Source organism: Kineosporia succinea (genome assembly GCF_030811555.1).
GTDB lineage: Bacteria > Actinomycetota > Actinomycetes > Actinomycetales > Kineosporiaceae > Kineosporia > Kineosporia succinea.
The window spans coordinates 3,927,086-3,941,871 of the sequence record NZ_JAUSQZ010000001.1 but is presented as its reverse complement, the minus strand read 5'-3'; the positions used below and the strand labels follow the sequence as shown (position 1 = coordinate 3,941,871).

At 73.1% G+C, this 14,786-nt stretch carries 14 protein-coding genes; 10 read left to right on the top strand and 4 right to left on the bottom strand.

Annotated features, from left to right (window positions below; all coding sequences use genetic code 11):
- Positions 1–37 precede the first annotated feature (37 nt).
- Complete coding sequence (locus J2S57_RS17315; protein WP_307244107.1) at positions 38–973, top strand: methionyl-tRNA formyltransferase; 936 nt, start codon at positions 38–40, stop codon at positions 971–973.
- Between the two features lie 71 nt (positions 974–1,044).
- Here the strand turns inward: J2S57_RS17315 and J2S57_RS17310 are convergent, their stop codons facing one another.
- Positions 1,045–1,791, bottom strand: coding sequence for a YqjF family protein (locus J2S57_RS17310; protein WP_307244105.1), 747 nt, complete (start codon positions 1,789–1,791; stop codon positions 1,045–1,047).
- 22 nt (positions 1,792–1,813) lie between these two features.
- A complete protein-coding gene (locus J2S57_RS17305; protein ID WP_307244103.1) occupies positions 1,814–2,659 on the bottom strand; it encodes a PhzF family phenazine biosynthesis protein in 846 nt (281 codons plus the stop codon).
- A gap of 184 nt (positions 2,660–2,843) precedes the next feature.
- Between J2S57_RS17305 and J2S57_RS17300 the strand changes: the two genes are divergently transcribed.
- Together J2S57_RS17300 and J2S57_RS17295 are read left to right on the top strand one after the other, a co-directional pair.
- The gene (locus J2S57_RS17300; protein WP_307244099.1) at positions 2,844–3,203 is read left to right on the top strand and encodes a hypothetical protein; all 360 of its coding nucleotides are present in this window, start codon (positions 2,844–2,846) and stop codon (positions 3,201–3,203) included.
- A 119-nt stretch (positions 3,204–3,322) separates the two neighbouring features.
- Positions 3,323–5,110 carry a hypothetical protein gene (locus tag J2S57_RS17295; protein ID WP_307244097.1) on the top strand — a complete coding sequence of 596 codons (1,788 nt, stop codon included), beginning with the start codon at positions 3,323–3,325 and terminating at the stop codon, positions 5,108–5,110.
- A gap of 121 nt (positions 5,111–5,231) precedes the next feature.
- Here J2S57_RS17295 and J2S57_RS17290 read toward each other — a convergent pair whose 3' ends face one another.
- Together J2S57_RS17290 and J2S57_RS17285 are read right to left on the bottom strand one after the other, a co-directional pair.
- Positions 5,232–6,272, bottom strand: coding sequence for a hypothetical protein (locus tag J2S57_RS17290; protein WP_307244095.1), 1,041 nt, complete (start codon positions 6,270–6,272; stop codon positions 5,232–5,234).
- Positions 6,269–6,988, bottom strand: a complete 720-nt coding sequence (locus J2S57_RS17285) for a hypothetical protein (RefSeq protein ID WP_307244091.1) — start codon at positions 6,986–6,988, stop codon at positions 6,269–6,271. Before J2S57_RS17285 ends, J2S57_RS17290 begins: the two co-directional genes overlap by 4 nt.
- Before the next feature lie 288 nt (positions 6,989–7,276).
- On the opposite strand from J2S57_RS17285, the gene J2S57_RS17280 reads away from it, so the two are divergent.
- From J2S57_RS17280 to J2S57_RS17250, 7 genes are read left to right on the top strand one after another with little or no spacing between them, the layout of a single operon-like run.
- Positions 7,277–8,005 (top strand): SAF domain-containing protein, encoded by a 729-nt coding sequence (locus J2S57_RS17280; protein WP_307244088.1) that lies wholly within the window; start codon positions 7,277–7,279, stop codon positions 8,003–8,005.
- Positions 8,005–10,965: a hypothetical protein gene (locus J2S57_RS17275; RefSeq protein WP_307244085.1), complete on the top strand. Its 2,961-nt coding sequence runs from the start codon at positions 8,005–8,007 to the stop codon at positions 10,963–10,965. The genes J2S57_RS17280 and J2S57_RS17275 overlap by 1 nt, the downstream gene beginning before the upstream one ends.
- Positions 10,965–12,278, top strand: a complete 1,314-nt coding sequence (locus J2S57_RS17270; RefSeq protein WP_307244083.1) for a TadA family conjugal transfer-associated ATPase — start codon at positions 10,965–10,967, stop codon at positions 12,276–12,278. Before J2S57_RS17275 ends, J2S57_RS17270 begins: the two co-directional genes overlap by 1 nt.
- Positions 12,275–13,171 (top strand): type II secretion system F family protein, encoded by an 897-nt coding sequence (locus J2S57_RS17265; protein WP_307244081.1) that lies wholly within the window; start codon positions 12,275–12,277, stop codon positions 13,169–13,171. Before J2S57_RS17270 ends, J2S57_RS17265 begins: the two co-directional genes overlap by 4 nt.
- A complete protein-coding gene (locus J2S57_RS17260; RefSeq protein WP_307244079.1) occupies positions 13,168–14,088 on the top strand; it encodes a type II secretion system F family protein in 921 nt (306 codons plus the stop codon). The genes J2S57_RS17265 and J2S57_RS17260 overlap by 4 nt, the downstream gene beginning before the upstream one ends.
- 30 nt (positions 14,089–14,118) lie before the next feature.
- A complete protein-coding gene (locus tag J2S57_RS17255) occupies positions 14,119–14,379 on the top strand; it encodes a hypothetical protein (protein WP_307244074.1) in 261 nt (86 codons plus the stop codon).
- On the top strand, positions 14,376–14,777 hold the full coding sequence (locus J2S57_RS17250) for a TadE/TadG family type IV pilus assembly protein (protein WP_307251066.1): 402 nt from the start codon (positions 14,376–14,378) through the stop codon (positions 14,775–14,777). The genes J2S57_RS17255 and J2S57_RS17250 overlap by 4 nt, the downstream gene beginning before the upstream one ends.
- The last annotated feature ends 9 nt before the right edge of the window (positions 14,778–14,786 follow it).

Sequence of the window (14,786 nt, the reverse complement as noted above, 5' to 3'; positions counted from 1 at the left end):
GTCCAGGACGAAACAAAACCGCTTCACGGGAGGCCTTGTGCGCGTCGTCATGTTCGGCTATCAGACCTGGGGTCATCGCACGCTCCAGGCCCTGCTCGGCTCCGGTCACGAAGTGGTTCTGGTGGTCACCCACCCACGCAGCGAGCACGCGTACGAGAAGATCTGGGACGACAACGTGGCCGACCTGGCCGCCGAGCACGGCATCCCGGTGGTGATCCGGAACCGGCCCGACGAAGGACTTCTCGAGCAGTTGCGGGCCGTGGCGCCCGACCTCATCGTGGCCAACAACTGGCGCACGTACCTCCCCGAGGAGATCTGGTCGCTGCCGCCGCGGGGCACCCTCAACGTGCACGACTCGCTGCTGCCCACCTACGCCGGGTTCTCACCGCTCATCTGGGCCCTCATCAACGGTGAGCCCGAGGTCGGGGTCACGGCCCACCTGATGAACGAGACCCTCGACGCCGGGCCCGTCGTGGTGCAGAAGTCGGTCGCGGTCGGGCCCCGCGACACCACGACCGACCTGTTCCACGCCACGCTCGATCTGATCGAGCCGATCCTGCACGAGAGTCTCGAGGCGATCGCCGCCGGCCGCACCGACTTCACCCCGCAGGACCGGTCGCGGGCCAGCTTCTTCCACAAACGGTCCGACGAGGACAGCCGCATCGACTGGACCTGGTCGGCGGCCGAACTCGACCGGCTGGTGCGGGCTCTCAGCGACCCCTACCCCAGCGCGTACTGCTTCCACCGGGGGGCGCGGCTGCGGATCACCGGGGCGCGGGTGTCCACCGAGCGCTACGGCGGCACTCCCGGGCGGATCTTCTACCGGGAGGACGACGGGGTGGTCGTCGTGGCCGGCGCCTCCGCGCGCAGCGGTCGCGAGCACGGGCTGTGCATCACCCGGGTGCGCACCGAAGACGGCACCGACCACCTGGCGCCCGACTACTTCACGACGATGGGCGGTTACCTCACCTGAGACCGGCGCCCGAGCCCCGGCGCACGGCCCGAGCCCCTGCGCGCGCCCGCGCCCCGGTGCGCGCTCGCGCCTCAACGCACGCGAGGGCCGAAGGTCGCGTGGACGCCCGGCGAGAACAGGACGCTGTCAGGAGTTCTCGCGGCCAGGTCACCGAAACCGGCCGCGGCGAGGATCTGGTCGTCGAACGTCTCCAGCCGGGCCCTTCGCAGGGGCCAGGTCTCGTGCGCGTTCGGCCAGTAGTAGCTGCCCTGGTGCAGTCCCCAGCGGGCGGTCAGCCATTGCTCCAGCTCGCCGGTGCCGCCGACCGGCTCGCCCACGGTGACCTGGATGAGCGAGTGGGCGGGTCCGGTCACGCGGGGTGCCCTCGAGAGGCGCTTCGCGTACGGACGACGTGCGCACCGGTACGTCACCCGGTCACCTTCGCGCTCGTACCCCATCGACGACCAGATGTAGGGCAGCCCCGGGCCGAGACGCGCCACCAGCACCGGAACCAGACGGTCGGCGTCCAGGCTGACGAAGACGACCCCCCGGCGTCCCTTCTCGTCGACCGAGTACAGGCGCACGTTGGTCTCGCGGAAGGAGCCGAGGAAGGGCACTCCGGGTGACCCGAGGAGCCCGATGTCACGCATGAGGAAGGGCACCAGCCCGACGTAGGTCTTGCCGCCGAACGTGTCCGGCCGGGTGCCCGGCGGCAGGTAGGGCACGACCCGCTCCGGCTCGACCGCCCAGTGCAGGAAGGTCAGTTCGGCCCAGGTCTGGGTGAACACGGTGCGGCCGACCGGCCGGGGAGCCAGCGGGGTCACGGGTTCTGCGTCCATCCGGCGATGCTAGACGGCGAGGTCAGACGGCGATGGTTCCGGAGATCACGGTCACGGCCCGGCCACCGATCCAGTTGCGGTGCTGTTCGCCCAGCTGCACGCTGATGCGCCCGTCGCGCCCGCGGTGCCGCCCCTGAAAGGCGCGGTAGCCCGGGCCTTCCAGGGCCGCGTCCAGGCCGGTGAGCTGAAGGTGCGCGGCCACGCAGGCGTTGCCGCTGCCGCACACCGGGTCTTCGTCGATGCGCTCACCCTCGCGGAAGAACGAGCGCACGTGCACCTCGGAGTCGTGCAGCGCGTAGAGCGTGATGTCCGGTGTGACGGAGCTGATCCCGGCGAAGGCCGCGGGGTCGAGGCGCAGCGAGTCGAGCTCGTCGAGGCTCACCCGGGCGGTGAGCCAGCGCGGGCCGATCTCGATGACGGTGGGGGCCTCCGCCTTCACACCGCCCAGGGTCGCGGTGAGCAGATCGGTGGTCTCCCCCGGTTCCAGGGGCTCCACCGCGATGGGCGGCGGTGCGGCGAACGCGATCGCCCCGTCGTCCAGACGACGCAGTTCCACCAGGCCGGCGCCGCACTCCTGGGTCCACGACCCGCGCGAGGGGAGCCTCGACGCGTCCAGAAGCCCGGAAACCGTGCCGATCGTGGGGTGCCCCGCGAACGGGAGCTCGCGCCCGGGGGTGAAGATCCGGACCCGGTAGTCGGCCTCGGGGCGGGTCGGCGGGAGCACGAACGTGGTCTCGGACAGGTTGGTCCAGTTGGCCAGGCGCTGCATCTCGGCGTCGGTCAGGCCCTCGGCATCGAGCACCACGGCCACCGGATTGCCCCGGCCGGGCTGCGTGGTGAAGACGTCGACCTGAGCGAATGAGCGCATGGCGACACGGTGTCAGCGTCCGGGCCGGCCGGACACGGCCAATCGTCCGCCGGTGGACCGGTTGCCCCTACCGGCGTACGGGAACCCGGGGTTGTCCACAGGTGCGGTTGCTGTGGACAACGGCGGCCGGTGGGTGCGGGGGTGGGGCAGCCTGGTGTCCGGGCGATCGCGAGGGGGCATTCCGATGACGGACGACGTGCGCACCAGGGGTTTTCGGGTCGAGATGGTCACGGAGCCCGGCGGGCGGGTGCGCCGGGTACACACCGCTGGGCTGTGGTTCGCCGGGCTGCCGGAGCTCGTGGTCGATCCACCGCGGGCCTTGCGGTCGCTGGGCTTCTTCCTGGCCTGCGCCCTGGTCGCCCTGGGGCACGAGCTGCTCGAGGCCGAGCACCTCACGATCGAGCCCGTGCACGACCTCCTGAACGGTGAGCCGGTGCGGCTGTGGCTGGACCGGCCCGAGGCCCCCGACGACGATCTGGTGGCCCGGCTCGGCGGCGAGGTGGACACGGTGATCCGGGTCAGGTGCTCGCTGTGGGACTCCTAGGCCGCGCGGGGGTCGCGACGGGCACAGCTGGTATCGGAACGGACACGCACAGACTGGTATGTAACTCCCCTTCGTGGCATATTCGGGCCCTGGTCCACGATCATCCGGGGGTTCGTGAGGTGAGGTTCGCGGTCACGCTGCGAGACGGCCGGGCAGCCGGCACCCAGACCGAGGCGCTCCTTGACGCGCACCCCGACGCCGAACTCGCCCGGCTGCTGCCCCACCTGCTGCAGGCCCTCGACGACGACACCGATCCCGCACAGGCCTACCGGGTGCCGGTCTGGGTGGACGGGCACCGGGCCTCGGGCGAGGGCATCCCGGCCGACACGCTGCGCTCGGCCGGGATCCGGCCGGGCAGCATCATCGAGCTGCACGCGCACGAGGAGCAGCCCGTGCCGCAGCCGTCCGGGGTCGCCGAGGTGCGGGTGGTGAACGGGCCCGGGGCGGGCCGGGTGCACCGTCTCGGCCTGGGGCAGACCGTGATCGGGCACGAGGCACCGGGTCTCGACCTGCCCGACGAGGGGCTGCCCGCCGACGCCCTGACGCTGAGCGCCCGGCCGGGTGGCCTGGTCGACGTGATCCCGGGCCTGGCGGTCACTTTCGCGCTCGACGGCGAGGAGCAGACCGAGCGCCGGGCCTGGCCGAACGGCGCCTACCTGCGGGTGGCGGGCACGGTGCTGCAGCTGGCCGAGGTCAGCGAGCCCGACGCCGACGTCCAGCCGCTCGACGAGGCGCTCGGCACAGAGCTGTTCCGGCACAGCCGTTCGCCCAGACCACGCAGCGGGGCCCGGTTCGTGCTCCCGCCGCGTCCGCCCAACGCCCGCTCGATCCCGGGCCGCGAGCAGCGCCGTCTGCTCACCAAGTGGCTGCGCGACCGGGAGGCGGCGCGCGCCGAGATCCTGACCACGCTCGAGCGGGAGACCCAGGAGCGCCGCGAGGCCACACCCGACCCGGCGCAGACGCTGCTGGCGGCCGTCGGCCCCGGGCGCCGCCTGTGGGAGCGGCTCGCGCTCGACGACGACTGGCTCCAGCTGCGGCTGGGCCTGGCCGCGCAGCCGCCGCGCACGGTCATCGACGACCGCGACTCCGGCGCCCCGCTGCGGGTGGGCCGCACCCGCTGGCGCACCCAGCCCGCCGACTCCCTGCCCACGCTGCTGCACGACGTCCCGGTCACGCTGAACCTGCAGGCGGTCGGGGTGCTCGGGCTGGCCGGCAAGTCCTCGGTCACGCAGGCCACGGCCCGCTGGCTGGTGGCCCAGTGCGCCACCTTCCACGCCCCCCGCGAGCTGCGCATCACGGTGCTGACGGGGCACGACTACGCGGCCCGGCGGCGCTGGGAGTGGGTGTCCCGGCTGCCGCACGCCCGTCCCGACGAGGCGTCCGGGGTGTCGGTGCTGATCGGCAACGACCACGACTCGATCGAGCGGCGGCTGCTCGAGCTGGGCAGCCTGATCGACGAGCGGCTGCGCCAGGTGCGCCCGCCCGGCCAGCGGGTCACGGCGTCGCCCGAGGTGGTGGTGGTCTTCGACGGCATCCGCCGTCTGTCCGGCATTCCGGGGGTGCTGCCGCTGCTCGAAGAGGGGGCGAATGCGGGCATCCACGCGATCTGCCTGGAAGACGACGAGCAGGCCCTGCCCCGGGAGTGCCGGGCGGTGGTGACCGCCACGCCCGAGGGTGAGCTGGTCTTCCGCCGCTCCGACGCAGAGTCGGCCGAGCTGGCCGGCATCCGCCCCGACCTGGTGGAGGCGGCCTGGGCCGACCGCCTGTCGCGGTCGCTGGCCGCGGTGCGCATGGCCACGGCCCACCGCCACCCCGACGAGGCCCCGCCCGAAGACCCCCTGGCCTGGCCCATCGGCTGGGACGACGTCGGCTACCCGGCCCCGATCAGAACCTCCGGCCGCCCCTGACCGAACGAGCCCGCGGGGCGCCGTCAGCCCGCCGGTTTCCTCGCACCCTCCCGGGCACCGTGTCCGCGGCCATCGCCACAACCGGGCCGGAGCTCCGAGAACCCCGACCCGGCCGTGAGGTTCAGGGTTCGACGATGTTCTGCACCTCGGCCACCGGGATGTTCACCGTGACCGCGTTCGTCAGCCCGGCCAGCCCACCGGTCGTGCCGTCGGACCCCACCCAGGCCGCGGCCCACGCGGTGCTCGCCTCGACCGGGTAGCCACCGGGATATCCGGTCGAGGCCTTGGCGAACTCGACCGTGCAGGCACCGGCTTCGCTCATGCCCTGGGTGTAGGGCTTGATCGCGATCGCGGGCGCGCACTGCTTGCTGCCACCGGGCCAGCTGAGCCCCAGGCCACCCGTCGTCGCGGTGACCTCGGCCCAGACGTCGCCCCCGACCACCTCGGCGCGGATCGAGCGGGTCCCCGCCGTACCGCCGACCGAGTCCGGGTCGGTGACCCAGAAGAACGTGGGCAGCCCCACCAGCGTGGCGTCGTCAGTGTCGTGCACCCGTGGGTTGCGATCGATCTCGGGGTCCGGGATCTCCATGTTGTCGCGGGCGGCCTGCGCCAGCTCCTCCGGTGTCACCAGAGGAGCTGGAATGGCCTCGCCGGCGCCGAAGGCGCGATAGAGGAAGACCTCACCGGTGGTGCCGTCGCCCAGAATCGGGAAGTCGGCCCCACCGTCCCAGCCGCCCAGCCCGTAGTCGGGGTAGTCGGCCGGGTCCTTGCAGTACGCCTTGTACCAGGACACGTCCTGACCGGCCTCCTCCCGCTCCACCGCGGCGAGCCAGACGCTGCGGGGCCCGTACTGCCTGATCATGCCCGGCCCTTGAGCACCCCCGGTCACCTCGTCGTACCAGTCGAGCATGGCCTTGGCGTCGCTGTAGGGCCCGGCGGCCGGTTCCCACCAGCACACCGGGTGGAGATTGACCGCGATCGTGCTCCCGCCGCCGCCCCCAGGCGCTGCATTCCCACTGAATCGAACCTGCACCGACACCGAATAGCCGCCCGGCTCGGTGGTTCCCGGCCCCTGGTCGGCGTGAGCCCCCGTCACCGGGGCCAGGACGGCGAACGGCACGGCGGCCGCCGCCAGCGCGAGAGCGCCCAGGCGGGCTCTCACTTCTTCCACCCCTCACACGTCGGGGCTTCTTTCGTGGGCCAGCTGGTGACCTTCCAGACCCCTTGCGCCTTCTGCACTTTCATCCTGATCAGCATTCCTCCGGGAGGCGGCACGAGCACGTACCCGTTCTCGTCGAGCTCGGACGTGGCGTCGAAGTGGCAGCCGGTCACGGTGAGGGTGTCACCACTCCCCCGGACCGACGAGACGTTGACGACGAACCGGCCGACGGACCTGCGCCCGGCGGCCTGCTGACTGGCGGCGCGCTCCTGCGCGCTGGTGAGCGCCGGCCCGGAGGCGACGGCCGCGAGCGCGGCCTCGTCCACCGTCCAGGTGTTGGAGATCCGGACGCGCTGCTCCATGTACCCGACCACCGCGTCCACCGCGCTCTTGGCGTCGGCGGTGCCCGCGCGGACCTTTCCACGTTCCACCCAGGCGCCTTCTCCGCGGGCGTCGGCGGGTGAATAGGTGACATCGGTGGACGCTGGGGAGGCGGCCCGGGAAACAGTCGGTATCGATTCGGTCTCGGAGGGTGCGGGGGCGGACGTGGCACCGCCGGTTCCGGCTCCCGAGACGCTCGGTGCACTTGCCCCGGAGGCCTCGCCGGACTCGTATTCCGGCAGGTCATAGGGGTTGTCGGAGCCGCACCCGGCAAGGGTCGCCCCGGTCAGGGCGGCCACGATCGCGACCGCCGGAATCACGCCTGCTCGGCGCCTCATACCAGCTCCGGCTCCTTGTCCAGCCACCCGTAGGGCTGATTGACCACTTCACCCGAATCGGTACATCAAACGTTTCTCAACCATCACATCCTGATTAGTGCATAAGGTGCGTCAAGGTGGCATTATCGTCACCCTTCGTGGAGTGCCTAGATCACTGGTGTCACGGGTGATCGCTAGCTGCAGCAGGCCATGTCGACTCAGTAATCAGACCGCCAATCAGACCAGACTGGAAGATCAAGAACAAACCATCCCGAAGCAACCTCACGGCAGATGGTCCGAGGAGAGCTCTTGAGCACGCAGGAACGCACCGACGTCCGGTCCCGGGAGTCCGGCGTCCGGCCCGACACCTCGCGCGGGCGGACGGCCTCCGGCGCCTCCTCCACGCCCTCCGAGCGCCTTCCCCGTCCCCCGGGCACCCGGCGTCCCGGTCTGGCGGTTCTCGCGGTTCTGCTGATCGTGCTCGGGGCGGCGGTGGCCGGCCTGCTCGCGCTGCGGCTCGACGAGCGGCAGGACGTGCTGGTCGCCCGCGGCACCATCGTGGTCGGGCAGCAGATCACCGCCGAGGACCTGGCCGTGGCCAAGGTCGCCTCCGACGGCGTCACGGTGATCGGCGCCGACCAGGCCGACGCGGTGATCGGCCGGTTCGCGAGTGCCCTGATCCCGCCCGGCCGGCTGATCGACCCCGACATGCTCGGCGGCAGCAGCCTGCTGAGCTCTGACAAGGCCGCCGTCGGGGTGCCGCTGGGGACGGGCCGTTACCCGGCCAGCGGCCTCGAGACGGGTGACCTCGTCCAGGTGGTGCAGGCCCTCGAGGGCGAGGGCAAGGAGATTGCCGCGCGGGCCACCGTGAGCTCGGTGCGCACCCCCGAGGACGGCGTCTTCGCCTCCGGGGGCGGGCAGACCGTGGTGACCCTCATCGTCAGCCGTAACGAGGCCGTCAAGGTCGCCGCCGCGGCCGCCGCCGACCAGATCAGCCTCGTGCTCCTGGAACGCGGGGCCACCACGAAGGGCAACTGATGGCGCTCGTCGTCCTCGTCTCCGCCAAGGGCGCACCGGGCGTCACCACGCTCACCGTCGCTCTCGCCGCCCTGACCCCGGGCGCCGTGGCCGCCGACCTCGATCCGGACGGTGGTGACCTGGGGCTGCGCTACCGCCGCCCCGACGGAGCACCGCTCGACACCGATCTCGGGGTGCTCTCGCTGGCCAACGGCCTGCGTCGCGACCTCCCCGGGCCGCGGTGGCAGCCGCAGCCCGAACCGGCCCCGCGGGGTTCGGCCTCGGCCCGGCTCGAAGACCACCTCCAGGTCACCGGGGGCGGTCTCGACCTGCTGCTCGGCGTCACCGGCCCGGAGCAGGCCGCCGGGCTGGGTCCGCTGTGGAGTCCGCTGGCCCGGGCCCTGTCCGAGGCGGGCCGCACGGTCTACGCCGACTGCGGCCGGGTCGGCCCGGCCGCCCCCACCATGCCGGTGGTGCACCAGGCCGACGCCGTGATCGTCGTGGCCCGGCCGGAACTCGAGGAGCTGGCCCACCTGCGTGAGCGCCTGCGCTTCCTGAACACCTCGGTGCCCGGGCGTTTCGCCGGCCGCGCCCAGATCGGCGTGGTGCTGGTGGCTCCCGAGCGCGACCGGGCGGTGGCCGGCCGCACCGAGCAACTGCTGCACTCGTCCGGCGTCGGGGTGCCCGTGCTCGGCACGATGGCGCTCGACCAGCGGGGGGCCGAGGCGCTGCGGGGCATGAACCGCAGCCGCCTGAACCGCTCGACGCTGATCCGCTCGGTGCGCTCGCTGCTGCCGTCGGTGAGTCTGCTGGCAGGCACGATCCCGGAGCTGTCCCACCCCCAGGTCGTGGTGAACGCGGCCGCCGCGCGGGCCCAGGCCACGCCGCCGGCGCCGCCCCGGGCGCAGCCGTCCGCCCCCGAGGAGCCCGCACCCGTCCCGCCGGTCGCCGCGCCCGCTCCCGCCTGGCCCGAGCCGGCCCGCACGCCGCTGCGCCCGGTGCCCGCCGAGCCCCCGGCCCACCGTCCGTTCGACGCCGCCCCCGAGGAGCAGACCCTCCCGCTGCGCCGTCACAACTCGTTCTTCGGCGACGCGCTGCCGGTCGACGAGGATCCCTCTCTCCAGCACATCCAGGTCGCGCCCGGCGTTTTCACCACGTCGGCAGGTGCCGGGCCGCAGAACCAGCTTGAGGACGACGCGCGCACCGACGCCTCTCCCCTCACCTCCCGGCCCGTCCCGGGCGAGGTGCGCGGGTTCGCCGGCCTGACCACCCCGCCGGGCACCGCCCCGGATCCGCTCGACACCTCCGGCACCCGCCCGATCGACGAACTGCGTCACACCCGTTCCCGGCGAGCCGCTGCCGGCCGCGACCCGGGTCCGCTGCCGGCCTCTGAGCGCCGCCGCGCACGTCGTCACCGGCTGCCCACCGAGGACTCCGAGACCGGTTACGGCATGGGCAGTTCGGACAGCCAGAACGAGGGCAACCCGGCCGTCGGCAACTGGCTGCAGGACCGGCGTTCCGAGGCCCCCGACACCGTCGCCCCCGACAAGCAGGCCTGGAGCGCCCTGCGGGACTGGGCGACGCAGGACGACGACCGGCCCGCAGCCCGTTCCGGCGGCGCCCCCGGCGATCACCTGCGCGTCGTCGTCGACCCCAAAGACCCTCTCGGCCTGGGTGACACGGCCGCCCGCACCGCCCCGGAGACCACCACCCCTCCCGGGAACGCCCCCGGCCCTCTCGGGAACACCCCCGGCCTCGGCTACCCCCGCAGCGAAGCCCAGCCCGGCGAACCGGCCACGACCGGCCACCCGGGCCCCTTCGACACGCTGGAGCCATTGCCGAAGCGACGTCCGCAGGCCATCCCGGACCCGGAAGACCTGGCCGCCGTCGTGACGTCGACCGATCCACTCATCCCCGGCGACGCCGAGGGCACCCCGTCCAGTCCGGTGGCGGAGGAGACGGCAACCTCGGCCGACGCGCTCGGCAACCGCTGGTCGCCGGAGACGGAGACGGAGACCTCCACGAACCCGCCCCATGACCACGGATCGCCGGACGAGACGGCCCCGCCGGCCGACGAATCCTCGAGCACCGGCGTCCTTTCCCGACCGGACGAGCTCTCCCGGCCCAGCGCCCTTTCCCGGCCCGACGCCGCCTCCCGGTCCGACGTCCCCTCCCCGCCCTCCGGTGAAGACGCTTCCCCGGCCGGGGACCGCCGGCCGACCGGTGAGATCGTGCTGCCCGGCGACTCCCGGCCGCAGGACGAGCAGGCCGCGAAACCGCACGAGTCCCGCGGCTTCTCCGACCGCACCCGCCCTCCGGCCGAGCGGGCCGAGGGCACCGGCTGGATCGCTCCCGACATGCCTCCCGCCCGGATGTCGTCGCCGGTGAGGGTGCCGGTGGTGGGCCCGTCCACGGGTGCGATGCGGCACGTCGCACCGGCCGGCTCCCCCGGGAACCCACCACCGGAGCCGACCTGGGGCACTCCGGCCACCACCACGTCCGCCGGCGGCTCCGGCACTCCGCCCGAGCCGAACCGGGAGACGCACTCGACCACCGCGTCCGCCGACGACCCCACCAGGACGATCCACCCGACCCGCGAGAGCGACCCGGCCACCCCGACCACCACGTCCACCGGCACCCCCACCACTGAGAACCAGCCCGCCGAGACCCCGGCCCCCAAGCCCTTCTACGACCGCACCGCGATCCTGCGGGACATTCGCGACCGGGCCCGCCAGGGCGCCGACGGCACCGGGACCTGGGCCGGGCACAGTGGCAACACCGGGTCGCTGCGACAGGTCGGGAACCCCGGTCCGCGAACGGAACGCACCGGCCCCGGCGCGATCGTCCGGGCCCTGCGCGACCCCTACGAACCGGCCGACGCACCGCTGGAGTCACCGGCCGGCGAGAAGCCTTCCGCCGGAGCCCCGAACCCGTCAGACTCGCCGCAGGATCAGGGCGACGAACCGGCCGGGGGTCGCTGATGGCCATCGACCAGCGCGTCGTGCGCCGGCTGCGCGAGGAGGTCGCCGACCTCCTCGCCCAGCAGCGCCGCGAGGACGCCCTGACCGGCTCCGCCCCGATGAGCGCGGAGGACGAGCGTCAGTACGCCCGCGCCGTCATCGGCCGGGTGCTGGATCTGCACGCCCGGTCGGAACTCTCGCTGGGCCGCACCCCTCCCGACCCGGACGAGGAGGGTGAGCTCGCCGAGGGCATCCACGCGGCCCTCTTCGGAGTCGGCCGGCTGCAGCCACTTCTCGACGACCCGCTCGTCGAGAACATCGACATCAACGGCTACGACCAGGTTTTCGTCGGGTACGCGGACGGGCGCGAGCTCGCGATGCCGCCGGTGGCCGAGTCCGACGACGAGCTGATCGAGCTGGTGCAGCTGCTGGGCGCCTACTCGGGTCTGGCCAGCCGCTCGTTCGACGTCGCCAATCCGCAGCTCGACCTGCGGCTGCCCGACGGCTCGCGCCTGTCGGCGGTCATGGGGGTCACGCCGCGGCCGGCGCTGTCGATCCGGCGCTCACGGCTCAGCAAGGTCACGCTCGACGAGCTGGTGACCAACGGGTCGCTGACGCCGGAGCTCGCCTCGTTCCTCTCGGCGGCGGTCCGGGCCCGCAAGAACATCATGATCGCGGGGGCCACGAACGCCGGCAAGACCACCCTGCTGCGGGCCCTGGCCCACGAGATCCCGCCCACCGAGCGGCTGATCACGGTGGAGCGCTCGCTCGAGCTGGGGCTCGGCGAGTTCCCCGACCTGCACCCGAACGTGGTGCCGATGGAGGAGCGCCTGCCCAACTCCGAGGGGCAGGGCACGATCGGCATGGCCGACCTGGTGCGTCGCTCGCTGCGCATGAACCCGAGCCGGGTGATCGTCGGCGAGGTACTCGGCGACGAGATCGTCACGATGCTCAACGCGATGAGCCAGGGCAACGACGGCTCGCTCTCGACGATCCACGCGAACTCCGCGATCGAGGTGTTCAACCGGATCTGCACCTACGCCATCCAGTCCGCCGAGCGCCTGCCGACCGAGGCCACGATGATGCTCATCGCGGGCGCCATCGACTTCGTGGTGTTCGTGGAACGCCGCAACGACTACGCCGAGGGCGGTGCGCTGCGGCGCATCATCACCAGCGTGCGCGAGGTGAACGGTGTCGACGGACGCGTTCTCTCCAGTGAGGTCTTCCGGGCCGGGCCCGACGGCCGGGCCGCCCCGGCGGCTCCGATCGCCTGCATCGACGAGCTGATCCGGGCCGGTTACGACCCGGCGGTGGCCGCGGGGTGGCCGGCATGATCGCCGATCTGACGAGCGGGACGCAGTCGGTGATCCTGCTGGCCGGGGCCCTGGCCGGCGGTGGCATCGCGCTGCTGGTCGACTCGCTGGTGCGCCGCGACCGGCGCAGCGCCGGCACCGACTCGCGCTCGCTGTCCGGCCGGACGGTCAGGCGCCTGAGGGGTTTCGGCACGCGCCTGCCGATCGCCGTGCTCGTCGGCCTGTTCATCCTGACGGTCACGGCCTGGCCGGTGGCCGCGCTCGCGGCGGTCGCGATGATCCTGGCCTGGCCCGCGCTGATGGGCGGCGCCCGGGCCGAACGCCAGCAGGCCGAGCGGCTCGAGGCCCTGGCCCTGTGGACCGAGTCGCTGAGGGACACCATCGCCGGTGCGGTCGGCCTGGAGCAGGCTGTCATCGCCACCTCCCGCGCGGCCCCGGCCCCGATCGCCGAGGAGATCGTCACCCTGGCCGACCGGCTGCGGGTGCGGGTCCCGCTGCCGACGGCCCTGCACCGGCTGGCCGACGACCTCGACGACGCCAGCGCCGACCTGGTGGTGGCCGCGCTGCTGCTGAACGCCCGCCTGCGCGGCCCGGGTCTGCGCCAGGTGCTGACCAGCCTGGCCGACTCGGTGCGGGCCGAGGTGGAGATGCGCGGCCGGGTGACGGCCGGGCGGGCCGCGACCCGCCGCAGCGTGCAGATCGTGGTCGCGGTGACCCTGGTGTTCGTGCTCGGGCTGCGCACCTTCAACCCGGCCTACGTGGAGCCCTACCGCGATCCGGCCGGGCAGGCGGTGATGGCCATCGTGGTCGGCTTCTTCGCGGCCGGCTTCCTGTGGCTCAAGCAGCTCGCCACGTACGACCTCCCGGAGCGCTTCATGCACAGCTCGGGCTCGTCCGAGGAGGTGGCCCGGTGATCGCCGTCGTGCTCGCCGGGGCCGTCGCCGGGGCCGGGGTGCTCCTGCTCGTCGTCGCCTACGCCCGCCCGGCCATGCGCGGGTCGGGGGCCCCGGCCTCGCTGGCCGCGCTCGACGCCGAGCGGCAGAAGCTCTCGACCCGGAGCACCTCCCCGCCCGCGGCCGGCGACTCCCGCTGGTCCGGGAGCGTCGGCCGGTTCCTGCGCCGCCAGCTCGAGCTCAGCGGGATCCACCTGTCCGCGAACGTGCGCTCCGATCTGGCACTGATCGACCGGCCGATCGAGACCCACCTGGCGTACAGCCTTCTCGGCGCCGCGATCGGCGCCGTGACGCCGTTCCTGTTCGGTGGGGTCCTCCTCGGGCTGATCGACGGCCTGCCGGTGTCCACGCCGGTGTTCCTCGGTCTGGCCGGCCTGGTCGTCGGCGCCCTGGCGCCGACCCTGCAGGCGAGTCAGCGGGCCACCGTGCGGCGCCGCGACTTCCGGCACGTGGTGAGCTCGTTCCTCGACCTGGTCGCGCTCAATCTGGCCGGGGGCCGGGGTATTCCGGAGGCACTGAACTCGGCCGCCTCGGTCAGCGACGGCTGGGCGCTGGTGCGGCTGCGCGACACCCTGTCCATCGCCCGGCTGCAAGGCGTCACCCCGTGGTCGGCGCTGAGCCGGCTGGGCGAGGAGACCGGGGTGAACGAGCTCAGCGACCTGGGCGCGGCGCTGGAACTGGTCGCGGACGACGGGGCCAAGGTGCGCGAGTCCCTGGCCGCGCGGGCGGCGTCGATGCGGCGTCGAGAGATGGCCGACGTGGAGGGCCGGGCCCAGGCCCGCTCGCAGTCCATGCTCGTGGCCCAGCTGCTGCTGGCCGTGGGCTTCCTGATCTTCCTGATCTACCCGGCGATCGTCCGGGTCCTCTTCGAGACCTGACTGACGGAACAGCGATGAAGGAGACACCTGATGAACAGCGGACCGTTCCGCTTCCCCCCGGGAACCCTGATCGGCCACACCGAGATGGTGGTGCGCGGGCGCATCGACCGGGCGCGGGCCCGGGTGATCCAGGGCCCGGCCGATCTCGGCGCGTCGGTCGTGGAGTGGGTGATCATCTCGGCCGTGCTGGTGGCACTCGCGGCGGCCGTGGGCACCGCGCTCTACAACAAGATCATGGCCAAGGCGAACACGATCAACCTCGACACCCCGGTCGGCGGCGGCAACCCCTGATCCGGGCCCACGGGCGGCGTGACCGGGGGGCCAGCACGATCGAGCTGGCGCTCTACATGCCGCTCCTGCTGTTCGTCATCTTCGCCACCGTGCAGGCGGCGCTGCTGTTCCTGGGCAACCAGGCGGCGAACGCGGCGGCCCGCGAGGCGGCCCGGGTGGCCCGGACCAACGGCGGGGCGGTGGCCGCCGGGATGGCGGAGGCCCGCGGCCGGGCGTATGCGGCGCAGGTCGGGGCCGGGGTGATCGACGACGTGACGGTGCAGGTGTCCGCGGTCGGCAACGACGAGGTGCGTGCGGTGGTGACGGGTAAGGGGATCCAGGTCGTCCCGGGCATTCCGGGGGTCCGGATCCGCCAGGTGGTGCAGGGCCCGATCGAGGAGTTCAGGCCGGACCTATGACGACGCAGC

Bases quoted from the DNA above. Each gene is read 5' to 3' on its own strand.
- J2S57_RS17310 (WP_307244105.1), bottom strand. From the start codon at position 1,791: ATGGACGCAGAACCCGTGACCCCGCTGGCTCCCCGGCCGGTCGGCCGC.
- J2S57_RS17305 (WP_307244103.1), bottom strand. From the start codon at position 2,659: ATGCGCTCATTCGCTCAGGTCGACGTCTTCACCACGCAGCCCGGCCGG.
- J2S57_RS17300 (WP_307244099.1), top strand. From the start codon at position 2,844: ATGACGGACGACGTGCGCACCAGGGGTTTTCGGGTCGAGATGGTCACG.
- J2S57_RS17285 (WP_307244091.1), bottom strand. From the start codon at position 6,988: ATGAGGCGCCGAGCAGGCGTGATTCCGGCGGTCGCGATCGTGGCCGCC.
- J2S57_RS17275 (WP_307244085.1), top strand. From the start codon at position 8,005: ATGGCGCTCGTCGTCCTCGTCTCCGCCAAGGGCGCACCGGGCGTCACC.
- J2S57_RS17270 (WP_307244083.1), top strand. From the start codon at position 10,965: ATGGCCATCGACCAGCGCGTCGTGCGCCGGCTGCGCGAGGAGGTCGCC.
- J2S57_RS17265 (WP_307244081.1), top strand. From the start codon at position 12,275: ATGATCGCCGATCTGACGAGCGGGACGCAGTCGGTGATCCTGCTGGCC.
- J2S57_RS17255 (WP_307244074.1), top strand. From the start codon at position 14,119: ATGAACAGCGGACCGTTCCGCTTCCCCCCGGGAACCCTGATCGGCCAC.